The organism is Streptomyces sp. NPDC021749, from assembly GCF_040640655.1.
Classification (GTDB): Bacteria; Actinomycetota; Actinomycetes; order Streptomycetales; family Streptomycetaceae; genus Streptomyces.
On record NZ_JBFACE010000020.1, the window covers coordinates 68,166 to 92,847 of the forward strand.

Annotated in this window: 24 protein-coding genes and 1 pseudogene; 10 read left to right on the top strand and 15 right to left on the bottom strand. The window is 70.2% G+C overall.

Annotation, left to right across the window (positions count from 1 at the left end; genetic code table 11):
- Positions 1-68: 68 nt before the first annotated feature.
- The 4 genes and pseudogenes from AB0G35_RS20895 to AB0G35_RS20910 form a co-directional block, all read right to left on the bottom strand.
- On the bottom strand, positions 69-1,484 hold the full coding sequence (locus AB0G35_RS20895) for a glutamate decarboxylase (RefSeq protein WP_360951272.1): 1,416 nt from the start codon (positions 1,482-1,484) through the stop codon (positions 69-71).
- Positions 1,481-2,131: an NAD(P)H:quinone oxidoreductase gene (gene wrbA, locus AB0G35_RS20900; RefSeq protein ID WP_360951275.1), complete on the bottom strand. Its 651-nt coding sequence runs from the start codon at positions 2,129-2,131 to the stop codon at positions 1,481-1,483. The genes AB0G35_RS20895 and wrbA overlap by 4 nt, the downstream gene beginning before the upstream one ends.
- Before the next feature lie 72 nt (positions 2,132-2,203).
- Positions 2,204-2,377, bottom strand: a pseudogene (locus tag AB0G35_RS20905) (DUF397 domain-containing protein); the annotation flags it as partial.
- Positions 2,378-2,434: 57 nt separating this feature from the next.
- Positions 2,435-2,671: a Scr1 family TA system antitoxin-like transcriptional regulator gene (locus AB0G35_RS20910; RefSeq protein ID WP_360951278.1), complete on the bottom strand. Its 237-nt coding sequence runs from the start codon at positions 2,669-2,671 to the stop codon at positions 2,435-2,437.
- 76 nt (positions 2,672-2,747) lie between these two features.
- Here AB0G35_RS20910 and AB0G35_RS20915 point away from each other — a divergent pair, with 76 nt between their 5' ends.
- Positions 2,748-2,963: a hypothetical protein gene (locus tag AB0G35_RS20915; RefSeq protein WP_360951281.1), complete on the top strand. Its 216-nt coding sequence runs from the start codon at positions 2,748-2,750 to the stop codon at positions 2,961-2,963.
- Positions 2,964-2,981: 18 nt separating this feature from the next.
- Here the strand turns inward: AB0G35_RS20915 and leuE are convergent, their stop codons facing one another.
- A complete protein-coding gene (leuE, locus tag AB0G35_RS20920) occupies positions 2,982-3,671 on the bottom strand; it encodes a leucine efflux protein LeuE (protein WP_360951284.1) in 690 nt (229 codons plus the stop codon).
- A gap of 116 nt (positions 3,672-3,787) precedes the next feature.
- On the opposite strand from leuE, the gene AB0G35_RS20925 reads away from it, so the two are divergent.
- On the top strand, positions 3,788-4,546 hold the full coding sequence (locus AB0G35_RS20925; protein ID WP_360951287.1) for a MerR family transcriptional regulator: 759 nt from the start codon (positions 3,788-3,790) through the stop codon (positions 4,544-4,546).
- A 74-nt stretch (positions 4,547-4,620) separates the two neighbouring features.
- Here the strand turns inward: AB0G35_RS20925 and AB0G35_RS20930 are convergent, their stop codons facing one another.
- Positions 4,621-4,989, bottom strand: a complete 369-nt coding sequence (locus AB0G35_RS20930) for a YbjQ family protein (protein ID WP_360951290.1) — start codon at positions 4,987-4,989, stop codon at positions 4,621-4,623.
- Between the two features lie 235 nt (positions 4,990-5,224).
- On the opposite strand from AB0G35_RS20930, the gene AB0G35_RS20935 reads away from it, so the two are divergent.
- Both AB0G35_RS20935 and AB0G35_RS20940 read left to right on the top strand, forming a co-directional pair.
- On the top strand, positions 5,225-5,935 hold the full coding sequence (locus AB0G35_RS20935; protein ID WP_360951293.1) for a VTT domain-containing protein: 711 nt from the start codon (positions 5,225-5,227) through the stop codon (positions 5,933-5,935).
- A gap of 275 nt (positions 5,936-6,210) precedes the next feature.
- Positions 6,211-7,983: a threonine/serine exporter family protein gene (locus tag AB0G35_RS20940; RefSeq protein WP_360951296.1), complete on the top strand. Its 1,773-nt coding sequence runs from the start codon at positions 6,211-6,213 to the stop codon at positions 7,981-7,983.
- 69 nt (positions 7,984-8,052) lie between these two features.
- Here the strand turns inward: AB0G35_RS20940 and AB0G35_RS20945 are convergent, their stop codons facing one another.
- The 9 genes from AB0G35_RS20945 to AB0G35_RS20985 all read right to left on the bottom strand — a co-directional run bounded on the left by AB0G35_RS20945 (position 8,053) and on the right by AB0G35_RS20985 (position 16,880).
- Positions 8,053-8,886 carry a hypothetical protein gene (locus AB0G35_RS20945; RefSeq protein ID WP_360951299.1) on the bottom strand — a complete coding sequence of 278 codons (834 nt, stop codon included), beginning with the start codon at positions 8,884-8,886 and terminating at the stop codon, positions 8,053-8,055.
- A gap of 183 nt (positions 8,887-9,069) precedes the next feature.
- Positions 9,070-9,252, bottom strand: a complete 183-nt coding sequence (locus AB0G35_RS20950; RefSeq protein WP_360951302.1) for a linaridin family RiPP — start codon at positions 9,250-9,252, stop codon at positions 9,070-9,072.
- A gap of 129 nt (positions 9,253-9,381) precedes the next feature.
- Positions 9,382-9,963 carry a hypothetical protein gene (locus AB0G35_RS20955; RefSeq protein ID WP_360951450.1) on the bottom strand — a complete coding sequence of 194 codons (582 nt, stop codon included), beginning with the start codon at positions 9,961-9,963 and terminating at the stop codon, positions 9,382-9,384.
- A gap of 2 nt (positions 9,964-9,965) precedes the next feature.
- Positions 9,966-10,985 (bottom strand): alpha/beta hydrolase, encoded by a 1,020-nt coding sequence (locus AB0G35_RS20960; protein WP_360951305.1) that lies wholly within the window; start codon positions 10,983-10,985, stop codon positions 9,966-9,968.
- 73 nt (positions 10,986-11,058) lie between these two features.
- Positions 11,059-11,406 carry a helix-turn-helix domain-containing protein gene (locus AB0G35_RS20965; protein WP_360951308.1) on the bottom strand — a complete coding sequence of 116 codons (348 nt, stop codon included), beginning with the start codon at positions 11,404-11,406 and terminating at the stop codon, positions 11,059-11,061.
- Positions 11,407-11,448: 42 nt separating this feature from the next.
- Positions 11,449-12,210 carry a class I SAM-dependent methyltransferase gene (locus AB0G35_RS20970; protein ID WP_360951311.1) on the bottom strand — a complete coding sequence of 254 codons (762 nt, stop codon included), beginning with the start codon at positions 12,208-12,210 and terminating at the stop codon, positions 11,449-11,451.
- Positions 12,211-12,519: 309 nt separating this feature from the next.
- Positions 12,520-14,004, bottom strand: coding sequence for an NAD(P)/FAD-dependent oxidoreductase (locus tag AB0G35_RS20975; RefSeq protein ID WP_360951314.1), 1,485 nt, complete (start codon positions 14,002-14,004; stop codon positions 12,520-12,522).
- The gene (locus AB0G35_RS20980) at positions 14,001-15,950 is read right to left on the bottom strand and encodes an ABC transporter ATP-binding protein (protein ID WP_360951317.1); all 1,950 of its coding nucleotides are present in this window, start codon (positions 15,948-15,950) and stop codon (positions 14,001-14,003) included. The genes AB0G35_RS20975 and AB0G35_RS20980 overlap by 4 nt, the downstream gene beginning before the upstream one ends.
- Before the next feature lie 438 nt (positions 15,951-16,388).
- Complete coding sequence (locus AB0G35_RS20985; protein ID WP_360951452.1) at positions 16,389-16,880, bottom strand: inorganic diphosphatase; 492 nt, start codon at positions 16,878-16,880, stop codon at positions 16,389-16,391.
- A gap of 86 nt (positions 16,881-16,966) precedes the next feature.
- On the opposite strand from AB0G35_RS20985, the gene dacB reads away from it, so the two are divergent.
- The 6 genes from dacB (at position 16,967) to folE (ending at position 24,643) form a co-directional block, all read left to right on the top strand.
- Complete coding sequence (dacB, locus tag AB0G35_RS20990) at positions 16,967-18,556, top strand: D-alanyl-D-alanine carboxypeptidase/D-alanyl-D-alanine-endopeptidase (RefSeq protein ID WP_360951320.1); 1,590 nt, start codon at positions 16,967-16,969, stop codon at positions 18,554-18,556.
- A gap of 103 nt (positions 18,557-18,659) precedes the next feature.
- Complete coding sequence (locus tag AB0G35_RS20995; RefSeq protein WP_360951323.1) at positions 18,660-19,805, top strand: zinc-dependent metalloprotease; 1,146 nt, start codon at positions 18,660-18,662, stop codon at positions 19,803-19,805.
- Positions 19,806-19,996: 191 nt separating this feature from the next.
- On the top strand, positions 19,997-21,004 hold the full coding sequence (tilS, locus tag AB0G35_RS21000) for a tRNA lysidine(34) synthetase TilS (protein ID WP_360951326.1): 1,008 nt from the start codon (positions 19,997-19,999) through the stop codon (positions 21,002-21,004).
- Between the two features lie 86 nt (positions 21,005-21,090).
- Positions 21,091-21,630 (top strand): hypoxanthine phosphoribosyltransferase, encoded by a 540-nt coding sequence (gene hpt / locus AB0G35_RS21005; RefSeq protein WP_030414979.1) that lies wholly within the window; start codon positions 21,091-21,093, stop codon positions 21,628-21,630.
- Between the two features lie 280 nt (positions 21,631-21,910).
- Positions 21,911-23,923 carry an ATP-dependent zinc metalloprotease FtsH gene (gene ftsH, locus AB0G35_RS21010; protein WP_360951329.1) on the top strand — a complete coding sequence of 671 codons (2,013 nt, stop codon included), beginning with the start codon at positions 21,911-21,913 and terminating at the stop codon, positions 23,921-23,923.
- Positions 23,924-24,037: 114 nt separating this feature from the next.
- Positions 24,038-24,643 (top strand): GTP cyclohydrolase I FolE, encoded by a 606-nt coding sequence (folE, locus tag AB0G35_RS21015; RefSeq protein ID WP_360951332.1) that lies wholly within the window; start codon positions 24,038-24,040, stop codon positions 24,641-24,643.
- The last annotated feature ends 39 nt before the right edge of the window (positions 24,644-24,682 follow it).

Below are 24,682 nucleotides of genomic sequence, written 5' to 3' on the forward strand. Positions count from 1 at the left end.
CTGCGGCCGGTGCTCTTCTGTGGCGGCCGATGGCTTGTCGTGCCCGTGTGTGGTGTCCTGCCGCCCTGTTAGTGGTGGAACGCCGTGGCCAGGCGTTCCGGGCGGTCCAGGGGGGCGCTCTGCCGGCGGAGTTCCGGGAGGAGTTGTGTCAGGTCGCTGAGGAAGAGGTCGGCCAGGTCGTGGGAGAAGCCGTTGCGGCAGACGATCCGTAGGACGGAGAGGTCCTCGCGGTTCGGGGGGAAGGTGTAGGCGGGCAGCAGCCAGCCGCGTTCCTTCATGCGGCGGGAGACGTCGAAGACGTCGTACGAGGTGACGTGGTCGGCCGTGGTGAAGGCGAAGACGGGCAGTTGGTCGCCGCGGGTGAGGAGGGTGAAGTCGCCCAGGGCCTCGATGCGTTCGGCGGTGGAGCAGGCCACCTCGCGGGTCGCCTGCTGGACGGCGCGGAAGCCGGACCGGCCGAGGCGGAGGAAGGTGTAGTACTGGGCGGCGACCTGGGCGCCCGGCCGGGAGAAGTTCAGGGCGAAGGTCGGCATGTCGCCGCCCAGGTAGTTCACCCGGAAGACCAGTTCCTCCGGCAGTGCGTCCATGTCCCGCCACAGCGCCCAGCCGACGCCCGGGTAGACCAGGCCGTATTTGTGGCCCGAGGTGTTGATGGAGGCGACCCGGGGGAGCTGGAAGTCCCAGACCAGGTCCGGGTCGAGGAACGGGGCGATCATCGCGCCGGACGCCCCGTCCACGTGGACCGGGATGTCGAGGCCGGTGCGTTCTTGCAGTTCGTCGAGGGCCGCGCAGATCTCGGCCACCGGCTCGTACGATCCGTCGAAGGTGGAGCCGAGGACGGCGACGACGCCGATGGTGTTCTCGTCGCAGAGTGCGGCCGCGGAGGCGGCGTCCATGTGGAAGCGTTCGCCCTCCATGGGTACCAGGCGGGCCTCGACCTCCCAGAAGTTGCAGAACTTCTCCCAGCAGACCTGCACGTTGGCGCCCATGACGAGGTTGGGCCGGGCGCTGCCCGGGTAGCGGTCGGCGTTCCGGCGCATCCAGCGCCGTTTGAGCGCCATGCCGGCGAGCATGCCGGCCTCGCTCGACCCGGTGGTGGAGCAGCCGACGGCGGACGACGGGTCGGGGGCGTGCCACAGGTCGGCGAGCATCGCCACGCAGCGTCGCTCCAGTTCGGCGGTGCGCGGGTACTCGTCCTTGTCGATCATGTTCTTGTCCCGGCACTCCGCCATCAGGACCCCGGCCTGCGGTTCCATCCAGGTCGTGACGAAGGTGGCCAGGTTCAGCCGGGCGTTGCCGTCCAGCATCAGCTCGTCGTGGACGAACTGGTAGGCGGTGTGCGGGGAGACCGGCCCGTCGGGCAGGGTGCCGTGGGGCGGTGACTCCTCCATGCCGGAGACCGGGTCGGCCTCGCCGTAGAAGGGGTTGACCGGGTGTGCGGTGCGCTTCTGGTCGGACGCCGAAGCGCCTTTGTGCAAAGTCAACTGTCGCCCCTATGCGTCAAGGTTGCCGGCGTCAGGCCGTGCTTGATGGCTTTGGTGAACTTCACGACGCGCTCCGCCTGGATACGGGCGGCGGTGCGCGCGTCCTCGTCGAGCGGGGTGTCCGGGCCGCCGACGTGGGAGGTTCCGTACGGGTTGCCGTCCCGGTACTTGGCCGGGTCGGTGTAGCCCGGGGTGACGAGGATCCCGCCGAAGTGGTGGACGGTCTGGTAGAGCGCCAGCAGGGTGGACTCCTGGCCCCCGTGCCGGGTGGCGCTCGCGGTGAACCCGCTGTAGACCTTGTCGGCCAGTCTGCCCTGGTGCCAGAGGCCGCCGAGGGTGTCGAGGTACTCCTTGAGCTGGGCGCTGACGTTCCCGAACCGGGTCGGTGTCCCGAAGATCACCGCGTCGGCCCAGAGCATGTCCTCGGGGGTGGCTTCCAGGATGTCCGCGGTGGCCTCGGCGTTGGCCGCCCACGCCGGGTTGGCGTCGATCGCGGTCTGCGGCGCGAGTTCGGCGGTCCGCCGCAGCCGTACGTCCGCGCCCGCGTGCTCGGCGGCGTCCGCGATCCACTGGGCGAGCGTGGCGATGGTGCCCGTCGACGAGTAGTAGATGACGGCGACGTGCACGTCGTGCGCGGGCAGGTGCATACGCATACCTCCTCACGGCTGACAATACGGGCATGAGGAGGGTGGGGCCATTACCGTCGGCCCGACGATGGTTCAGGCGCCGAGCGTGCCGTTCTTGACGGCATCGACGACGGCGGACCAGTGGGTGGCGGCGAACGTCAGCACCGGGCCGTGCGGGTCCTTGCTGTCCCGGACGGGGGCGAGGCCGGGGAGGTCGTCCCTGACTTCGAGGCAGTCGGCGCCGTCGGGGTTGCTGTGGCTGGACTTCCGCCAGCGGGCTGCGCCGGAAGTCTGAGAAGGTCATGATCTTGGCCAGGCCGCCGGTCATGAGCGGGTGGCCGACGGTGGTTTCCGGCAGGGTCTGGAGAAAGCTCTGGGGGAGCGCATCACCTCGACGATGTGCTCCCGTTGCTCGGCCAGCTGTGCAGGAGGAAGCAGCGGGTTGCGGATCAGCGACTCGCGGAGGATCGCCCAGTACGAGGGGCGTTCCTCCTGCTGCCGAGCTTCGCTCGCGCGATCCGTGCGCGTACCGTTTTCGTCGGGTTGCCTGGCGCAACCCAAGTGCCTTCCACGCTACGCACGTTGGCGTCACGCTGTGAGGGAATCGTCACACTGTGCACAGAAGGGTGCTCGGCCCGTGCTCAGCCATTTCCACCACGACCACGACGTCCACGACTGCACCGAGGCGCTGCGGACCGCCCTGCGGGCCCACGACATCACGTCGCCGTCGCTCGGCGTCGATCTGCCGGGGCTCGCGGGCAGTTACGCGCTGCCGCTCGTCGCGCTCGGGAACGGCAACACCGAGACGGCCCGCAGGCTCACGGACATGCGGCACAAGGCGGCAGTGCGGTAGCCGCACAAGGAAAAGACGTCAGCTCGCGCTGGCCAGCGACAGCTTCGCGGCGAAGCCGAGGAAGGCCGCGCCGGCGCCCGCGGACAGGCCCGCGGTCAGGCGCCGGCGGCGGCGGAAGGTGGCCGCCAGGAACGTACCGCTGAAGATCAGCACCGACAGGTACGTGAAGCTGAACAGCTGGGCCCAGGCGCCCAGGGCCAGGAACGACAGCACCGGGTGGGCGTAGGACGGGTCCACGAACTGCACGAAGAAGGAGATGAAGAAGAGGATCGCCTTGGGGTTCAGGAGGCTGACGATCAGGGCGCGGCGGTAGGGGCGTTCGGCGGCCTCCTTGCGGGATGCCGCGGGTGCCGCATCGGCCGCCTCCGGGGTCCCCGCGTCGCGCGTCGCCTGCCGTGCCTCGCGGCCGCGCCACAGGGCCCATGCGCCGCGCAGCATCCCGACCGCGAGCCAGGTCAGATATCCCGCGCCGGCGAACTTCACGATGCCGAAGAGGACCGGGCTGGCCTGCAGCAGGGAGGCCACGCCCCCCGCGGAGAGCGTCATCAGCACCGTGTCGCCGCACAGCACTCCGGCCGCCGCCCGGTACGCCACCCGGGGGCCGCGGCGGGCCGCCACCGAGACGACGTACAGCGAATTGGGCCCCGGCAGCAGAATGATCAGCGCGAGCCCGACCAGATATGTCGACAGATCCGTTATCCCCAGCATGGGCGGAAGGATCTCACCCCGGATTCCGCCCGCCCCACCGCTTTTCAGGATCCGGACTTGCACCTCACGCGGCGTGAGGACACATCGTGGAGTGCGTACCGAGGAAGGGAGCGGAAGTGAGCTATTCGGTAGGGCAGGTCGCGGCCTTCGCCGGAGTGACGGTGCGCACCTTGCACCACTACGACGAGATCGGGCTGCTGCACCCCGGTGAACGCAACCACGCAGGTCACCGCCGCTACGGCGACGACGACCTGGACCGGCTGCAGCAGATCCTGTTCTACCGCGAGCTCGGTTTCCCGCTCGACGAGGTCGCGGCCCTCCTGGACGATCCGGGCGCCGATCCGCAGGAACACCTGCGGCGCCAGCACGGTCTGCTGACCGCACGGATCGGCAAGCTCCAGGAAATGGCCGAGGCCGTCGAACACGCCATGGAGGCACGCAGGATGAACGTACGGCTCACACCGGAGGAGAAGTTCGAGGTCTTCGGGGATTTCGACCCCGACGCGTATGCCGCGGAAGCCGAGGAGCGCTGGGGCGGGACGGACTCCTACCAGGAGTCGCAGCGGCGGACGGCGGCGTACACGAAGGAGGACTGGAAGCGGCTGACGGCGGAATTCGACGGCCTCCACCGCCGGATGGCCGATCTGCTCGCCGAGGGCGTGCCGGCGGACTCGGAGGCGGCGATGGACGTCGCGGAGGAGCACCGGCGGTTCATCGGCCGCAGCTATTACGAGTGCTCCCACGAGACGCACACCGGGCTCGGCGAGATGTACGTCGCCGATGAGCGGTTCACCGCCACCTACGAGGCGATCCGGCCCGGGCTCGCCGTGTACATGCGGGACGCGATGCTGGCCAACGCGGTCCGCCACCTGTGATCCGTACGGGCCGGGGGACCGCTTCCCCGGCCCGTACGACGCGCGTCCGGGTACCGGCCGGCCGGGGTGCCGGCTCAGCCCATGGGGGCGATCACCACGGCGGTCCCGTAGGCGCACACCTCGGTGCCCACCTCGGCCGCCTCGGTGACGTCGAAGCGGAACATCAGCACCGCGTTCGCGCCGCGGGAGCGGGCCTGCTCGATCAGCCGCTCCATCGCCTGGTTGCGGGTCTCCACGAGGGTTTTGGTCAGGCCCCGCAGCTCGCCGCCGACCAGCGACTTCAGGCCGGCGCCGAGCTGGCTGCCGAGGTGCCGGGAGCGCACCGTGAGGCCGAAGACCTCGCCGATGACCCGTTCCACGTGAAACCCGGGGATGTCGTTCGTCGTCACCACCAGGACGTCGGCCTGTGCGTGCTGTCCGCCGCCGTAATCCTCGATGCCCATGGGTGCGCACCTCCTCAGGGGCCAGGATCACCCGGGCTCGGGGGTACGGCCAGCGGTGGGGGAGCGGTCGGGTGGACGGCCTGTGTCGGGGGCGGGGGCGGGCGTCTGGAACCATGGGGGTCACGGGGCGTTGATAGCTTTGGGCCGACACCCGGCGCCCGCGCCCGTCCACAGCTCGTATCCCAGCTCGTCGCACCGCACGATCCGGCGCCCTCGACCCAGGAGCCTTCACCCCGTGAATACTCTCGCGCTCGGCCCCCAGTGGCTGGACCCGGACTATCTGATCGCGACGTTCGGACTGATCGGCGTCCTGGTCATCGTCTTCGCGGAGTCCGGCCTGCTGATCGGCTTCTTCCTGCCGGGCGACGCGCTGCTGTTCACCACGGGCCTGCTGGTCACGACGAACAAGATCACCCAGCCGCTGTGGGCGGTGTGCGTGCTGATCGTGCTCGCGGCGGTCCTCGGCGACCAGGCGGGCTACCTCTTCGGCCGCAAGGTGGGGCCGTCGCTCTTCAAGCGGCCCGACTCCAAGCTCTTCAAGCAGGAGAACGTGGCGAAGGGCCATGAGTTCTTCGAGAAGTACGGCCCGAAGTCGCTGATCCTGGCGCGCTTCGTGCCGATCGTCCGGACGTTCACGCCGATCATCGCGGGCGTGAGCCGGATGAGCTACCGCCCCTTCATCACCTTCAACCTCATCGGCGGTGCGCTGTGGGGTGCGGGGGTCACGGTGATGGGCTCGCTGCTGGGCAATATCCCGTTCGTCCACAAGAACATCGAGATGATCCTGATCGCGATCGTGCTGATCTCGGTCGTGCCGATCGCGATCGAGTTCCTGCGCGCCCGCGGCAAGGCGAAGAAGGAAGCGCCGGCCGTTCCCGGCGGCCCCGGCCCGCACGGCGCGACCGCCGCCGAGCCGACCCGCCGCGGCCGCCACGCCAAGCGCTGACCGGACGACCCGGCACCCCAGCACTGACGCCAGCCCCCTCCGGCCCCCCTCCCCCCCAACGGGAGGGACGGGCCGGAGGGGGCTTGTGTGTGGGCTTCGCTTCCCAGGGCGGCGAACCCCACGGCGGGGAAGCCGAGAACGTACGCAGGCCGCCCGCCGCAGGCATCGTCGACCCGCCCGCCGCACGCACGGCGGGCATGCAAGCATCGTGGGTAGGCGGCACAGCGCAGCGATTCGGCACAGTGCAGCGAATTGGCACAGGAGGAGCGAACACCGTGGCGTCGGACCCACAACGCGGCCAGCGCAACACCCACAGCGACAAGGACGGCACGAAGGCCCGCGGCAGCAAGGGCAGCGCCGGCCCCGAGCCGGCGGGGGAGGACCGCAAGCCCGCCTCCGACGAGGCACACAGCGCCTTCACGCCGCCGCTCGGCGTGCCGTACCCGCCGCTGCCCGAGGACGAGCACCCCACCTCCGAGTTCGCCCTGCCCGCGGGACTGCGTCCGGAGCCGCCCGCGGAGCAGGAGGGCTCCGCGTTCGTGCCGCCCGCAGGCACCACCACGGGTCAGACCCCGTTGCCCACACCCGTCGGCGCCACGGCGATGAGCCTGGCCTTCACCCCGCCGCACGGCATTCCCACGGTCCGCCTCACCAAGGAGGCGCCGTGGCAGGACCGGATGCGCACGATGCTGCGGATGCCGGTCGGGGAGCGGCCGGTGCCCGAGCGGCGGGAGCGCGGCGACGAGGAGGCCGGCCCGGCCGTCCCCCGTGTCCTCGACCTGACCCTGCGTATCGGGGAGATCCTGCTCGCCGGCGGTGAGGGCGCCGAGGACGTCGAGGCGGCGATGTTCGGTGTGGCGCACGCCTACGGGCTGGAGCGGGTCGAGCCGACCGTCACCTTCACCCTGCTGTCGATCTCGTACCAGCCGTCGCTGGTCGACGACCCGGTGACGGCCAGCCGGACGGTGCGGCGGCGCGGGGTGGACTACAACCGGCTGTCCGCAGTGTTCCGGCTGGTCGACGAGATCACCTCCGAGGGGATCACCCTGGAGGAGGCGTACCGCGGGCTGGCCGAGATCCGCCGTAACCGGCACCCGTACCCGAGCTGGGCGCTGACGGTGGCCTCCGGGCTGCTGTCCGGTGCGGCGTCGATGCTGGTCGGCGGCGGGTCGCTGGTGTTCCTGGCGGCGGCGGTGGGCTCGATGCTCGGCGACCGGCTGGCGTGGCTGGCGTCCGGGCGCGGGCTGCCGGAGTTCTACCAGTTCGTGGTGGCCGCGATGCCGCCCGCCGCGGTGGGCCTGGCCTTCGGGCTGGCGCACTCCAGCGTGCAGGCGTCCGCGGTGATCACCGGTGGTCTGTTCGCGCTGATCCCGGGGCGGGCGCTGGTCGCCGGGGTGCACGACGGGCTGACCGGCTACTACATCACCGCCGCGGCCCGGCTGCTGGAGGTCGGCTATCTGATCGTCGGCATCGTGGTCGGCGTGCTGAGCGTGCTCTACATCGGGTTGCAGGTGAACCCGGGGCTGAAGCGGCTCAATCCGGAGCAGGCGCTGGCGGCGTACAACGAGCCGCTGGTGCAGACGCTGGCGGCGATGCTGCTGGCGCTGGCGTTCTGCGTGCTGCTCCAGCAGGAACGTCACACCGTGGCGTTCGCGACGCTGAACGGCGGGGTGGCGTGGGTGGTGTACGGCGCGCTCGCCAACGTCGCCGGGATCAACCCGGTGCCGGCCACCGCGATCGCGGCCGGTCTGGTGGGCCTGTTCGGGCAGCTGCTGTCCCGGTACCGGTACGCGTCCGCGCTGCCGTACGTGACCGCCGCGATCGGCCCGCTGCTGCCCGGTAGTGCCACGTACTTCGGGCTGCTCAACTTCGCCCAGGGGCATCTGCCGCAGGGGCTGACGTCGCTGGTGCAGGCGGCCTCGCTGGCGCTGGCCATCGCGGTGGGGGTCAACCTCGGTGCGGAGGTCGCCCGGCTGTTCCTGCGGGCGCCCGGGATGCTGGAGGCGGGCGCCGGCCGCCGCGCGGCCAAGCGGACCCGCGGCTTCTAGCGGGAGGCCCGGTCCCTCGCTCCAGGGGAGACCCCTGGGGGGAGGCACCCCCCTGGGGTGTCTCCCCGGTCAGGCCACGGCCGGCAGCGCGGACTTCGCGCCGTCGGTGAGCGCGCGCCGTGCGCTGTGGGTGAGGGCGGGCTTCTCGCTCTGCGCGAAGACGTAGAGCAGCGCCGGGTGGGTGGCGCCGAAGGCCAGCACGAACCGGTTGAGGCCCATGAACTGCCCGATGCCCAGGTGGAAGAGCGTCATCGAGCCGAGCCATGCCTTGGCCGCGGGCTTCGGCAGCACGAAGACCAGCGGGAAGCCGACCTCCGCGGCGACCGTTCCCCAGGTGATGAGCTTGCCCAGCATCGGGTACTTGTGCACGAGCTGGTAGACGCGCTTGTCGCCGTAGTTGTGCGTACGGATGACTCCGCTGAACGCCTCGCCGCTGAGCCACACCGGGGACACGAGCTTGACCACGCCGGAGGCGAGGTATGAGATGGTCGTCTCCAGGGCCAGGGCCCGCATGGCCACGTCGCGGGCCTTCTCGCCGTCCTTGAAGGTACCGGTCGAGGCAAGGACGATGTTGATCACCTGCTGGAGCTGGTCGGCGCCGTCCCCGCCGAAGGGGGAACGCAGCCGTCCGGCCGCGCCCGTCACCGCCAGCACGGCGCTGCCCGCCGTGCGGACCGCGCGCTTGTGGCCCCAGATCAGCGTGGCGGCGGAAGCACCCGCCTGCACTCCGTACAGGGCGACCGCTGCCTTCTTGGAGTCAAGGGCGCGGGTCAGCCGGGGAAAGCGCTTGGCGAACTTGGGGCGCATGTTCGCAATCTGGCCGCTCAGCATTTCGCCGTCTTCGAACTTACGCGTCTGGCTCAGCATTTCCAGTGCGGAGACCAGGGTACCCAGCGAAGCCACTCGGCGTGCCGTGACCTCGGGCGGAGCGCTGAGGAACATGGTTGGGTGCTCCCGATGGTGTGATGCGAGTATTGATGGGTATGGAAAACGGCGGCACGGTATGCGTATCGGGCGTACCGTGCCGCCGCGTTTTCATCAGACGGGGCTAACGATGCCGGTCAGCATCGCCTGCCGGCCGGCTGTTCAGCGCTGGATGTCCTTGGTGACCTCGTGCAGCGCGTAAGCGGTGGCGGAGGTCACGGCGACGCCCTCGGGGGTCGCCATGGCGGCCAGCGGGGTGAGCATGGTCGGGGTCGCGTCGTTGCCGATACGGCCCGGCGCCACGTCGACCAGCTCGGTGTTGGCGAAGTCAGCCACAATAGACATTACTTTCCTCTTTCTCTCAGAAAATCTCAGAGCGAGTTCTCCAGCCGTTCGGCGGGAGGGCGCGGACTCACGCGGCACAGAGGTGCCGAGTGAGCTCGCAGCTTCCAGTCGAGAGGGTTGATCGGCTCGCTATGCGGCTATCAGAGATGGAGCATTGGCGGGGGTGACGTCTCCGTCCAGCGGGAATTCCAGGGAGACGAAGACGGGATCGATGTGCCGGTCCGCCGGGCTGGTGGGGTACGAGTGCAGCAGCATGAACTGGCTGTGCGAGGCGCCCTCGGCATGCGGAAGGTGGAGCTGGATGTAGCGGGCCAGCAGCCGGTAACCGGATGCCGTCGTGACGGGGAGCACTTCCGAGCCGAAGGCGACCGCCTGGGCAAGGGTGTGCTGGGTCGCGTCGAACAGGGCCTTCGGGGGCCGGTTGCGCGCGTTCCACACCAGTGCGTACCACGGCCGGTCGTGGACGATCGGAACCTCCGTCCACTCACCGGGCTTGCCGTCCGTGATGTCGCGGTAGAGAAGGTGGTTGTCCTTGGTTCCGGGATTCGGCCCGAAGAAGCGCCAGTTCGGGGTCGGAATCCGCACCTTGCCGCGGCGCATGAGGTTGTCGAAGCGCTGCTCGGGAATCTGCGCCGCGGCCGTCGCGGCCAGCCATGTGGCCAGTGACGCCGTGACGACGGCTGTCTTTACGCGTTCGGTGTTCACTTTCATGATCACGCCAGTTCCTCCTCCCGCTCCACGGTGCCCTCAGCGGCTCGGCGCCCCTTGGTGGACGGCTGCCACGACGGTCCGAGCGGCTCGGAGGGCGGTTCGCCGGCGATCAGCTCCGCGACCTCTTCGGCGTGCGGCCGCACGGCGAGAACGGACTCGTGGTCGGAGCCGGCGACGAAGTGGTGCCGGGCCCGGTCCGAGATGACGGCCAGCCTGGCCTGGATCCCGGCGTGCCGGGTGTTGTCACCGATGTTGTTCTCCGCCGTGATGACGGTCAACGGGCAGTCCAGAGCGGTCAGTTCCGGATAGGTCATCGCGTCCCGGTACTCCCGGTAGGCCTTGGCCCACGTACGGGGGTTCGCCAGGAACGCCGTGTAGCTCTTGTTGATGTCCCGGCGGTACTGCTGGTTCGTGTTCATGGCGGGGCGGAAGACCGAAAGGCCGGTCGCCGCGAACACCTGCTCCATCAGCATGCGCTGGTGGGACCACTGGTCGACCTCGGTACGGCGGGAGTGGCGCAGGCTGACCACTTCGGTGGCGTCGATCATGACCACGTGGGTCACGCCCTTCACCGCGTCCGGGTGCAGCGACGCATAGGCGGCGACGAGGTATCCGCCCAGGGAGTGGCCTGCCAGCACCACCGGAAGGCCGGCGATGTAGGTGTCGCGCAGCTCCTGCAACAGCTCGAAGTGCGGCTCCAGGCCGTAGGTGGGGTCCGGCGTGCTGAGCCCGTAGCCGGGACGGTTGAACCGCACATACCCCATGTCTGCGGGAAGTGCGCCGCAGACCCAGTCCCAGTACTCCTGGGGCGCACCCATACCGTTGTCGAGCAGAACGACGCGCCGAGCCTGCGGAGGAATATGGACGGCGACCTCGACGAGGCTGCCGTCCGGCCTCTCGTGCAGCAGGTAGCGACGCGCACGTTCGCGCCTACCGGTGAATCGCGTTACCGCACCGGTCAGCAGGCTGGCGCCGGCCAGGCCGGCCATGCCAACGGCGAATTGGCGCTCAAGAGACGCCACATTCCCCTCCCCCGTGATTCGAAGTGGCTGTTGTCGAGAAACCTAACACGCGGTTCCCGGATAAAATAACGAGTTAATTGACTCTCTGCGCCGGGTGAGTTCTCTGGCGGGGCATCGGAACACGGACTCCTGCACTTCGGGTGTGCTTGCGGAGTTCCATGTACAGCTCGCCTATCGTGGCCTTCAGGGTGGCGATCTCTTGGGTGAGTTCGGCTATCCGGGAGGCATTTTCGGAGGTCTTGCCACTCTCGCCGGCGAGGCCATTACGGCCTCCCTCAATAAACTGCCGGCGCCAGTTCGAGACGGACTGCTCGGAGACTCCTGCCTCCCGAGCTGCTTCGGCTGCGGTGAGTTCACCGGTCACCACTCTCAGTACGAGAGCGAATTTCTTGTCTGCCGGCAATATCGGAGGACGTCCCACGTGCGACCCTCTTTCGTCATCCGTTTTTCTGGGTGCTGACCCTCAGGGCTTGACGTAACAGCAGATGAACATCGGGGCGCGTTCGCTGTAGGGACTTCCGTCCCAGTGCGCGAGGTGGGATTCGGGCGTGAGTCCCGCTGCCCGGGCGTAGCCGTCGATGTCCTCGGGCGTGGTCAGCCGGGTGAGTTCGGAGCCCACCCGGGTGGTCCCGTCGGCCTGGTACAGGATGTGCGAGCAGTGCCACAGACCGCCGTCGAGCAGGGTGGAGTGGGTCTGCACGCCGGTGCCGGGCTCCGGGTGGGGCAGGAAGTAGGTGGTGCGCCTGAGGCCTTCGTGCATGTCCAGGATCGGCGGCTTGTTGTGCGTCTCGATGACGAGCCGGCCGCCGGGGGCCAGGAGATCGGCCGCGCGCCGGACGGCCTGCTGCTGCTCTTCGGGAGTGGTGAGCACCGAAAGCGTCGCGCACACGCAATACACCAGCGCGTAACGCGACTTCGAGGTGTAGGTGCGGATGTCGCCGTGCACCGGAGTGACGTCCCCGGTGCCGTCCGCCTGCTTGGCGCGGAGCTCGTCCAGCATCTCGGGCGAGGAGTCCACGCCCGTTATGTGGCCGACCTTCCCGGAGAGCGGGAGGGCAATGCGGCCCGTGCCGACGCCGAACTCAAGGGTTCCCCCCTCGGGATCGGGATGGAGGGCCGCCAGCCCCTCGACCGCCGCGGCGGTAATCGCGTCGTCCGGAAGCAGCCGGTCGTACCAGCCGGCGAACTGACGCCCGTAGCCTATGTCGTGGACCCCGTTTTCCACTCGAGCTTCCCCTCTCTTCTGCCCCCACTGTCGATGCCCGGGGAACGTCAAGAAGACGAAGAGCGAGGCAAGGCGCGACACGCCACCGGTGGGGGGCGGACGGAAGGTCCGTAGCCGCCTGCATGGTTGGTCAGACCAGCGGCTGATGCCGATCCCCTGATGGCGTCTCAACGAAGTGTGGGGGGAGTAACTTTAGAACGAATAATATCAGCCACGTCTGTGGACTGGCAATCGACTATCTGGCGCAATCAGCCTGTTCCCAACGGGAGTTGGGAGTGGTTGACGGTGAAACAGATGAGTGTTCCTGCATTAGTGGGCCGGATTGATTTGGTGCGCTGCCGGCGAGAGTGACAAGGCGGCTGCGTTGCGTATACCGAAACAATGCCGGAGCGCGGAGAGCGCCGCGAAATAACCGGACATGCCGTGCACACCCGGACCCGGCGGGGTGCCCGAGGAGCACAGGAAAACGCCGGGCAGCGGCGTGCGGTAGGGATCGAGGCGCGGAACGGGCCGGGCGATGCTCTGGTACAGCGTCATCGCGCCGGTGCCGATGTCCCCGCCCACGTAATTGGGGTTGTAGGCCTCGTACGACGCGGCGGGCACGGAGCGGTGGGCGAGCACGGTGTCCCCGAAACCCGGGGCGTAGCGCTCGATGCGGGCCCGCACCAGCTCGAACGGGTCGGTGGGATCGCCGTTCGGCACATGCGCGTACGCCCACACCGGGCGCTTCCCGGGCAGCGCGCGTCCCGGATCGGTCGCCGCCGGATCCACGACGAGGACGAAGGGTTCCCGGGTCCGGATCCTGCGGGCGGTCGCCGTCTCCTGCCGGACGATGTCGGCGCGGGTGCCGCCCAGATGCACCGACCCGGCCCGGCCGACCGCGGGATCGGCCCAGGGGATCGGCTCGGAGACCAGGAAGTCGACCTTGGCGGCGCCCGGACCGTAACGGAAGCGCGCCAGGCCGCGCGCGTAGGAGCGGGGCAGCCGGTCGCCGGCGAGCGCCAGCAGGCTCTTGGGACTGGTATCGAGCAACACCGCTCGTGCGTCGCCGAGTTGGGCCAGGTCCGTCACCTCGTGCCCGGTGTGGAAGACGCCGCCGTGCGCGGTGATGTCGGCGGCCAGCACCTCGGCGATGCGGGCGCTGCCGCCGCGCGGCAGCGGCCAGCCCGAGCCGTGCGCGAGGTGGCCCAGCAGCACGGCCACCGCGCCGGCCGCCGGGCTCGGCAGCCTGCCGACCGCGTGGGCGGCGACCCCGGTGAGCAGGGCGGCCGCCTCCTCGCCGCGGAAGTACGTCGCGCCGAGCGCGGTGCCGTGCACCGCCACCCGACTCGCCAGCAGCAGGGCCGCCGCGGGGTCCCGCGGCAGCCGGCGCTGCCCGTTCATGATCAGGCCGACGATGCCGTCGCTGTGCTCCAGCAGGGGCGCCATCAGCCGCCACCAGCGCGGGCCGTCGGGGCCCAGGTGCGCGCAGGTCTCTGCCAGTGACCGGTACGCCAGGGCCGCGCGGCCCCCGTCGAGCGGATGGGCGTAGGCGATCTCGGGCTGCAGCAGCTCGACGCCGCGCTCCGCCAGGCCGAAGGCACGGAAGAACGGCGAGGCGGCGGCCATGGGGTGGACCGCGGAGCAGAGGTCGTGCAGCACACCGCTGTCGAAGAGGGGCGCGGTGCGCAGCCCGCCGCCGATGGTGTCGGCCCGTTCGTACAGCGCCACCCGCAGGCCGGCGCGGGCCAGGACCACTCCGGCCGCGAGTCCGTTGGGCCCGGTGCCCACGATGGCCACGTCGGTGCCGTTCACCACTTCTCGTCGCTCCTGATCGGACGCAGCCGGATGGTCTGCTCGTTGAGGGTGGCCGGCGGAAGCCCGCCGAAGGCCAGGGAGAGGGAGAGCGTGGTCTCCGTGTCGCGGGGGGCCGCGTGGTCCGGGTACCGGGCCGGGGCGCGGGCGGAAAGGCCGGAGTCGGCGTGCAGCTGGGAGCCGGCGAGCCGGCGGTAGAGCGCATCGCGGGCCATCAGGTCCTGGTGCCGTCCGCTGGCCCGGACCCGGCCGTCCTCCAGCACCACGATCTGCTCGGCGTCGATCACCGTGGAGATCCGGTGGGCGATGGCGATGACCGCGCAGTGCCGGGAGACCCGCTGCAGCACGTCGCGGAAGTCCCGCTCCGAGTCCGAGTCCAGGTGGGAGGTGGCCTCGTCCAGCAGCATGACCGCCGGTTTCTGCAGCAACGTGCGGGCGATGCACAGGCGTTGGCGCTGGCCGCCGGACAACCCGCTGCCCTGGTCGCCGAGTTCGGTGTCGAGGCCCTGCGGGAGTTTCGCCACCACCTTGCCCAGGCCGGCCATCTCCACCGCCTGCCGGATGTCGTCCTCACCGGCGTCGGGGCTGGCGTAGGTCAGGTTCTCCCGGAGGGTGCCGCGCAGCGCCGCGCTGTCCTGCTGGACGTAACCGACCAGCCCGCGCAGGGTGTCGAGGGGGAGCGCCTCGATGTTCCGGCCGCCGACCAGGATGCTGCCGCCGGTGGCCGGATAGAAGCGTTCGATGAGCTGGAACAGCGTGGTCTTGCCCGCGCCGGACGGGCCGACGACGGCGGTCAGCCCGCGCGCCGGGACGCTGAGCGAGACGCCGTGCAGGACCTGGGTCCGCTCGCCCTGGTCCCCGCGCTCGTAGCCGAAGCGGACGTCGCGGAACTCGATCGCCGCCCGGCCGTGGGCCGGCAGTACCAGGGGCGCGGACCGGGAGGCGTCCTGTGTTCCGCCGCCCTCCTGGGGCATGGCGGCCAGCTCGTCGACCTTCTGGATGGCGGCCCGGCCCTGGACGAACTGGCCCACCGCCATGAAGAACATCACCAGCGGGGAGACCAGCTGGAACAGGTACATGATGAACGTGGTCAGGGCGGCCATGGTCATCTCGCCGCGGGCCACCCAGGCCATCCCGACCCCGACGACGACGGCCAGCGCGCCCTGCGTGCCGACGTTCATGGACGGTGTCAGCAGGGCGCCGTAGGCGGTGCCCCGGATGCCGGACCGCCGGGCGTTCCCGGCCAGTGCGCCGATCTTGTCGGCCTCCCGGGACTCGGCGCGGGACGCCTTGACCGTGGGCAGGGCGGAGAGCACGCGCTGGACGGCGGTACCGAACGCGCCGATGTCGTCGCGGTTCTCCAGCGCCACCTTGCGCAGCTTCCGGGCGAGCAGGAGGGAGACGACGCTTGCCGCGCCGAGACAGCCCAGGGTGATGAACATCAGGCCCACGTCGATGCAGAACATCAGCACCACGCCGCCGATCACCGTGACGCCACTGGTTATCAACTGGGTCAGGCTCTGCGAAAGGGCGATCTTCACCAGTGAGGTATCGGTGACCGTGCGGGTGAAGATATCGCCCTGGGGCCGTTTCCCGAATGCGGTGAGATCGGCGCGCAGCAGACGTTCGGTCAGCAGCCGGCGGACGTCGAAGACGATGTTCTCCCCGGCCCGGCCGATCACGTAGGCCTGGAGAGAGGTGAGGAGCGCGCCGGCGCAGAAAAGGGCGACGAGCCAGGTGATGGGGGCGCCCAGCGATTCGCCGCGGCCCGCCGCCTCGATCAGCCGGCCGATGGCCACCGGCTGGGTGAGCGAGGCGGCCACCCCCGCCAGGCCCAGTGCCACGCCCGCGACCAGCAGCGCGGTGTGCTGTCTGAAGACCGTGGCGACCAGCCCGGTGCGTTTGGTCCTGCCCCTCTGGCTGGCGCGGCCGACGCGATGTGCCATGAGTGCTCCCCCCGCTTTGGCGACGGTCGCGCCGTGCGCGACCAAGAGGACCGCCGTGCCTTTTGGGGCCCTCTCGCCAAGGTCGCGAAGCTAGCACCGCGGCCCGCTGTCAAGTTAGGAGTTAATTGGCCGCCGGAGCGCACTCGACGGAATATGCGGGAGGTGTGCGCGGCCGGAGTAATTTAATTTATCCGCTGCTTATTTCGGAGCGAATCGACGGGCGGACGGCCGCTGCACGCAGATTTTACTTTCCCCGGGCTGCTTTTTACCGGAACTCGGGAATTTCCCCGCCGGTGTCCGTGTCGCGTGACCGCGGAACGGGCGCGAGGCATGGTGGCACCGGGCGCGGGCACAAAGGACGACGGGCGGCACCCGGATGGATGCCGCCCGTTCGCGTACGAAAATCACCGGGCGCGCAGCTGCGCCCGGGCTCTCGGATCAGTGCCCGCCGTGCGCCTCGAAGCGCTTGTACGAGGCCTCGATCTCGGCCTCGGCGTCCGAGCGGCCGACCCAGTTGGCGCCCTCGACGGACTTGCCCGGCTCCAGGTCCTTGTAGACCTCGAAGAAGTGCTGGATCTCCAGGCGGTCGAACTCCGACACGTGGTGGATGTCACGCAGGTGCTCCACACGCGGGTCGGACGCCGGGACGCACAGCAGCTTGTCGTCGCCGCCGGCCTCGTCCGTCATCCGGAACATGCCGATGGCCCGGCACTTGATGAGACAGCCGGGGAAGGTCGGCTCGTCCAGGATGACCAGGGCGTCCAGCGGGTCGCCGTCCTCGCCCAGGGTGTTCTCGACAAAGCCGTAGTCCGCCGGGTAGCTGGTCGAGGTGAAGAGTCGACGGTCCAGGCGGATCCGACCGGTCTCGTGGTCCACCTCGTACTTGTTCCGCGAACCCTTCGGGATCTCGATGGTGACGTCGAACTCCACGGGTGGCTCCTCCATGATCAACACATACGTCTGGTGATTAAGTGTCCCCCACGCAGGTGTGTGGTGGCGAAAGGGGCTGGTCCGAGGTGCCGGAGACCAGGAAATGGCAGGTCAGATGGCAGTCGGCGCAGCGTTCGGCGCAGCGCACCGCACGGCGGGCGACCGACGCGGCCGGGCGCTCGGCCCGGGCGGCGGCCGGCACCGTACGGCAGACCTGGCAGGACACCCCGCGGCACACCCAACAGACCTGGCGGCTGACGGCGGTCTCCGCAGCCACCGGCCTGACGGTCGCGCTCGTCGCGGTGGCGGCGGCCGGCCCGTGGGACTCGGGTCAGCGTACGGCCGAGCGCGCCGAGGCGGCGGTGGTGGACGGAACCAGTGGCGAGCATCACGCCGCGAAGCCCGACCGTCCGGCGCCCAGCGCCGCGCCCGTCCTGCCCGCGCTGGGCACCCGCGCCGCCGCGGGCGCCGGCCGGGGCGCGGCACCGGTACCGACCGGCGCCGGGCTCGCCGACGCCCTCGCGCCGCTGCTCAAGGACCCGGCACTGGGCGAACTGCGCACCGCCTCCGTGGTGGACGTCGCGGCCGGCCGCGAGGTCTTCAGCTCCGGCCAGGACAAGGCCGCCGTCCCGGCGTCCACGGTCAAGCTCGCCACCGCCGTCGCCGCGCTGTCCGCCCGCGGCCCGGAGCACCGCATCGACACCTCCGTCGTCACGGCCGGCAAGGACCGGATCGTCCTCGTCGGAGGCGGCGACCCCACGCTCACCGCCCGCGCCCCGCAGCCCACCGCCGCCGAGCAGCCCGCGAACCTGCGCACCCTGGCCGACGCCACCGCCCGCGCGCTCAAGCGGCGCCACCTGACCACGGTGCGCCTCGGCTACGACGCCTCCGCGTACTCCGGTCCGGTCGAGCACCCCATCGGCCCCAACGAGAACCTCGCCCCCGTGACGGCGCTGATGACCGACGAGGCCCGCCTCGACGACAGCGACCACGGCCCGGCGCCCCGCGACGCCGACCCGGCCGGGGCCACCGCCGGCACCTTCGCCGATCTCCTCCACGACCGCGGCATCACCGTCGACGGCACGCCGACGGGCACCAAGGCCCCCGCCCACGCCGACCGGCTGGCCGCCGTCCACTCGCTCCCCCTCTCCTCCCTCGTGGAGCGAATGCTCACCTACAGCGACAACGACATCGCCGAGGCGCTGGCCCGGCAGGCCGCCCTCGGCTCCGGCCAGCCGGCCAGCTTCGCCGGCGCCGCCAAGGCCGTCCACCACGCCCTCGCCCGCCAGCACCTGCCGCTGGCCGGCGCGGTCTTCAAGGACGGCAGCGGCCTGGACCGCGGCGACAAGGTGTCCGCCGCGCTGCTCTCCCGCCTCCTGCTGCAGGCCGCCGCGCCCGACCACCCGGCCCTGCGGTCCGTCGTCACCGGCCTCCCCGTGGCCGCCTTCACCGGCACCCTCAGCAACCGCTACACGGGCCAGAGCGCGGGCGCCGGCGCGGTCCGCGCCAAGACGGGCACGCTCACCGGCGTCAACACCCTCGCCGGCACGGTCGTCGACGCCGACGGCCGCCTGCTGGTCTTCTCCTTCATGACCACCGGCACCACGGATGCGCCGGGCGCGCAGCGGGCGCTGGACAACTTGGCTTCGGCGGTGGCCAATTGCGGGTGCCGCTAGCCGCTCTGCGGTGCCTCCCACGTACCTGCCTGTCCCGCCGCAAAGCGCAGCACAAGTAGGTGGTCGGCTACCCCGTGGACTCACGGGCCCGTACCGTGAAGTCATGACGAGCATCGGTGGAACCGAGATGGTCGACTGGAACCTCGCGGTCGCGACCGCGACCCGGTTCGTGCGGCCGGGCCCAGAGGTGAGCCGGGACGAGGCGCGGGCGATCGTCGCCGAGCTGCGCAAGCACGCCAAGGCGTCCGAGGCGCACGTGCGGGCGTTCACGAGGCTGGCGCAGCCGGACGCGCAGGGCGAGGTGCCGCACGACACGCCTGTCCTGGTCGTGGACCGGCCCGGCTGGGTCAAGGCGAACGTCGCCGGCTTCCGGGCGGTGCTCAAACCGCTGCTCGCCAAGATGGAGGACCGCCGTTCGACGGTCCCCGGTGGCGCGGTGCTGGGCGCGGTCGGCGGCAAGGTGACCGGCGTGGAGCTGGGCATGCTGCTGTCGTTCCTCGCGTCGCGGGTGCTCGGCCAGTACGAGACGTTCGCGCCGCCCAGCCGGGACCTGCCCGCCGGTGAGCAGGGCGGCCGGCTGCTGCTGGTCGCGCCGAACATCGTCCACGTGGAGCGCGAGCTCGAAGTGGAACCGCACGACTTCCGGCTGTGGGTGTGCCTGCACGAGGAGACGCACCGCACCCAGTTCACGGCCGTGCCGTGGCTGCGCGACCACATCGAGGGCGAGATCCAGTCGTTCCTCGGGGAGACCGACATCGATCCGGGCACCCTCTTGGAGCGGCTGCGGGAGGCCGCCCAGTCGCTGGCCGGTGCCCGGCCCGAGGGCGAGGAGGAAGCGGACGGCGGCCGCTCGATCGTCGATCTCGTCCAGACGCCGGCCCAGCGCGAGATCCTGGCGCGGCTGACCGCCGTGATGTCCCTCCTGGAGGGGCACGCGGACTTCGTGATGGACGGGGTGGGACCGGACGTGGTGCCGTCCGTCGCCGAGATCCGGGAGAAGTTCCAGAAGCGGCGGGCCAGCGGCGCCGGACGGCTCGACCAGGCGCTGCGTAAACTGCTCGGCCTGGACGCCAAGCTGCGGCAGTACCGCGACGGAGAGCGCTTCGTCCGCGCCGTCGTCGAGGAGGTCGGCATGGACGGCTTCAACCGCGTCTGGACGTCGCCGAACACCCTCCCCACCAAACAGGAGATCGCCAAACCGGCGGACTGGGTCGCGCGGGTGCACCGGAAGGCGGACGGGGCACCGTAGTCGAACGTTGTGAGCTGGGCACACCGCGTGGCAGTAGAGCGCCCCTTCAATCACCCGTCTGAGGGACCGTTACCGATGGATAGGCGTGCAATGCTCGGGGAACCGCTCGCCTCTGTCACCATCTAGGCACTCTGTGTGACGAAAAGCCCTCACCGGCCCGAGGCACCCCAGCTGAACGATTGGAAACGGACATGGGTCCCCATCCAGCGGTCGCCGCGATACGCCTGGCGGTCCGCCGCGTACTCCACGACGTGCTCACCCACCACAGCGCACAGGACCGGCACGAGCCCCCGCTCGTGCTCGTCGCATGCTCCGGCGGCGCCGACTCGATGGCGCTCGCCTCCGCCCTCGCCTTCGAGGCGCCCAAGCTGGGCGTCCGGGCCGGGGGCGTGACCATCGACCACGGCCTCCAGGAGGGCTCCGATCTGCGCGCCGCCGAGGTCGCGCTGCGGCTGCGGGCCCTGCACCTCGACCCGGTCGAGGCCGTCGCCGTCACCGTCGGCCGGGAGGGCGGACCGGAAGCCGCCGCCCGGGACGCCCGGTACGCCGCCCTGGACGCCACCGCCGAGCGCCACGGCGCCACCGCGGTCCTGCTCGGCCACACCCGCGACGACCAGGCCGAGACGGTGCTGCTCGGCCTCGCCCGCGGCTCCGGGACCCGTTCGCTCTCCGGCATGGCCGCCACCAGCGGCACCGGCGGCCGCTACCGCCGCCCCTTCCTGGACGTCGACCGCCAGACCGCCCGCAAGGCCTGCCTGATCCAGGCGCTGCCCGTCTGGGACGACCCGCACAACTCCGATCCCGCGTACACCCGCTCCCGGCTGCGCCACGAGGGCCTGCCCGCCCTGGAGAAGGCGCTCGGCAAGGGCGTCGTCGAGGCGCTGGCCCGGACCGCCCAGCTCTCCCGTGACGACGCCGACGCCCTGGACGCCTGGGCGGCCGACGCCGAGGGCGCGGTCCTCGACGACGCCGGCGGTCTCGACGTCGCGGCCCTGTACGCGCTGCCCCCCGCGGTCCGCCGCCGGGTGCTGCGCCGGGCCGTGATCGGCGCCGGTTCCCCCGCCGGTTCGCTCTTCGCCCGCCACATCGAGGAAGTGGACCGGCTGATCACCGCCTGGCGGGGCCAGGGCGCCATCAACCTCCCCGGGCGGGTCGGTGTCCGGCGGCAGGGTGGCAGACTTGTCATCCGGCAGGGCTGAGCCGCAGACGCTGCCTTGCATCTGAAGTCTCACGGCTGACGTGAACACCGAACCGAGCGAGAGTGGCACGGGTGGACGACAAGGACATGGGCTCCGACCTTCAGTCGGTACTCATCAGCAAGGAAGAGATCGACGCGAAGCTGGCCGAGCTGGCTGCCAAGATCGACGCGGAGTACGCGGGCAAGGACCTGCTCATCGTCGGTGTCCTCAAGGGCGCGGTGATGGTGATGGCGGACCTGGCGCGCGCGCTGTCCACCCCCGTCACGATGGACTGGATGGCCGTGTCGTCGTACGGCGCGGGCACCCAGTCCTCCGGTGTGGTCCGCATCCTCAAGGACCTCGACACCGACATCAAGGGCAAGCACGTCCTGATCGTCGAGGACATCATCGACTCCGGCCTGACCCTGTCGTGGCTGCTGTCGAACCTCGGCTCGCGCGAGCCGGCCTCGCTGGAGGTCGTCACGCTGCTGCGCAAGCCGGAGGCGGCCAAGGTCGCCATCGACGTGAAGTGGATCGGCTTCGACATCCCCAACGAATTCGTCGTGGGCTACGGCCTGGACTATGCGGAGAAGTACCGGAACCTGCCGTTCGTCGGTACCCTCGCGCCCCAGGTCTACGGCGGCTGACGGCGGCCTCGTGCCCGTCCGGCCGGGGTGGCCGGACGGGTCCGGCACAACTGCCGCGGCCCGGCGGGAACCCTTCGCGGCCGTCCGCCGTTGGAGCAGGGAGAGTGGAATCCCCGGCTGCATGTTCTCTGTCGGCGCAGGCGCCGGGTGACAATGCTGGGGTACCGTCCGAAGGCAGTTGTTTTTCGGGCCAGTAATACACCGTACGCACGACCAGCCCTCAGCGGGCGTTGTGCCTCACTGTGGCAGGAGGGACGGGGCCGTCAACGGCTCCGTATGGATGGACGTGAAGCGATACTTCCGTGGGCCGGTCATGTGGATCGTGCTGGCCGTCCTCGCCGTGGTCGTGTTGATGCAGGTCGTCGGCTCGTCCGGCGGCTACAAAACGGTGGACACCGGTCAGGTCGTCAAGGCGATCGCTGACAACAAGGTGAAGTCCGCCGAGCTGACCACCGGCGATGAGAACAAGATCAAGGTCGAGTTGTCGGGCTCCAACAAGGTTGAGGGCTCCAACAAGATCCAGGCGAGCTACATCGGCGACCAGGGCGTCGATCTGGCGAAGAACCTGCAGGCCAAGTACCAGACCGGCGAGATCAAGGACGGGTACACCGTCTCCCCGTCGAAGCAGAACCCCTTCGTCAGCCTGCTGGTGACGATGCTGCCCTTCATTCTGATCCCGATCGCCTTCCTGTTCCTGATAAACCAGATGCAGGGCGGCGGCTCCCGGGTGATGAACTTCGGGAAGTCGAAGGCGAAGCTGCTCACCAAGGACACCCCCAAGACGACCTTCGCGGACGTCGCGGGGTCGGACGAGGCCGTCGAGGAGCTCCAGGAGATCAAGGAGTTCCTGCAGGAGCCGGCCAAGTTCCAGGCGGTCGGCGCCAAGATCCCCAAGGGCGTGCTGCTGTACGGCCCGCCCGGAACGGGCAAGACGCTGCTCGCGCGCGCCGTCGCCGGCGAGGCGGGCGTCCCGTTCTACTCGATCTCCGGCTCCGACTTCGTCGAGATGTTCGTCGGTGTCGGTGCCTCCCGGGTCCGTGACCTGTTCGAACAGGCCAAGGCGAACGCCCCGGCGATCGTCTTCGTCGACGAGATCGACGCCGTCGGCCGGCACCGCGGTGCGGGCCTCGGCGGTGGCCACGACGAGCGCGAGCAGACCCTGAACCAGCTCCTCGTCGAGATGGACGGCTTCGACGTCAAGGGCGGCGTGATCCTGATCGCCGCGACGAACCGCCCGGACATCCTCGACCCGGCGCTGCTGCGCCCCGGCCGCTTCGACCGGCAGATCGCCGTCGACCGCCCGGACCTGCAGGGCCGCCTGGAGATCCTCAAGGTCCACCAGAAGGGCAAGCCGGTCGCCCCGGACGTCGACCTCTCGGCCGTCGCCAAGCGGACCCCCGGCTTCACCGGTGCCGATCTGTCGAACGTCCTGAACGAGGCCGCACTGCTGACGGCCCGCAGCGACGAGAAGCTGATCAACAACCACTTCCTGGACGAGGCGATCGACCGCGTCGTGGCGGGCCCGCAGAAGCGGACCCGGATCATGTCCGAGAAGGAGAAGAAGATCACCGCGTACCACGAGGGCGGACACGCCCTGGTCGCGGCGGCCTCCCCGAACTCCGACCCGGTCCACAAGATCACGATCCTGTCCCGCGGCCGGGCCCTGGGCTACACCATGGTCCTGCCCGACGAGGACAAGTACTCCACCACCCGCAACGAGATGCTCGACCAGCTGGCGTACATGCTGGGCGGGCGCGCGGCGGAGGAGCTGGTCTTCCACGACCCGACCACCGGCGCCGCGAACGACATCGAGAAGGCCACCGCCACGGCCCGCGCGATGGTCACGCAGTACGGCATGACCGAGCGGCTCGGCGCGATCAAGTTCGGCACCGACAACTCCGAGCCCTTCCTGGGCCGTGAGATGGGTCACCAGCGCGACTACTCCGAAGAGGTCGCCGCGCTGGTCGACGAAGAGGTCAAGAAGCTGATCGAGACCGCGCACAACGAGGCGTGGGAGATCCTGGTCGAGAACCGCGACATCCTCGACAACCTCGTGCTGACGCTCCTGGAGAAGGAGACCCTCGGCAAGGAGGAGATCGCGGAGCTGTTCAAGCACGTGGTCAAGCGCCCGGCCCGCCCGGCGTGGACCGGCTCCTCGCGGCGTACGCCGTCCACCCGCCCGCCGGTGCTCTCGCCCAGGGAGCTGGCCCCGGCCAACGGCTCCGTGACGGCGACCACCGTCTCCACGGAGAAGAAGGCGGAGGCCTCGGAGGAGCAGCACCCGGAGAGCTGACCCAGGGGCCCACGGCCCTGGAATACATGCCGCGCCCCCCAGGTTTAGCCTGGGGGGCGCGGCATTTCCGCGATTCACCCGCGTTCGGGCGGGCGCAGAAGGAACGAGGCACATATGACGGACCCTGTGACGCTGGACGTCGACGGCAAGATCGGTACGTTCGACGAGAAGCGGGCCGAGAACGCCGTCCGCGAGCTGCTGATCGCGGTGGGCGAGGACCCGGACCGCGAGGGTCTGCTGGAGACGCCGGCACGGGTGGCCCGGGCGTACAAGGAGATCTTCGCCGGGCTGTGGCAGAAGCCGGAGGACGTGCTCACGACCACGTTCGACCTGGGCCATGACGAGATGGTGCTGGTCAAGGACATCGAGCTGGTGTCGAGCTGTGAGCACCACCTGGTCCCGTTCGTCGGTGTGGCGCACGTCGGCTACATCCCGTCCTCCGACGGCAAGATCACCGGACTGTCGAAGCTGGCCCGTCTGGTGGACGTGTTCGCCCGGCGCCCGCAGGTGCAGGAGCGGCTGACCACCCAGATCGCGGACTCGCTGATGGAGATCCTGGAGCCGCGCGGCGTGATCGTCGTGATCGAGTGCGAGCACATGTGCATGACCATGCGCGGGGTGCGGAAGCCGGGTGCGAAGACGACGACCTCGGCCGTCCGTGGTCAGCTGCGCGATGCGGCGACCCGGGCCGAGGCGATGAGCCTGATACTGGCGCGCTGACGCGCCCGGCGGGGCGACGGGGCGGCACACCGGCCGTCC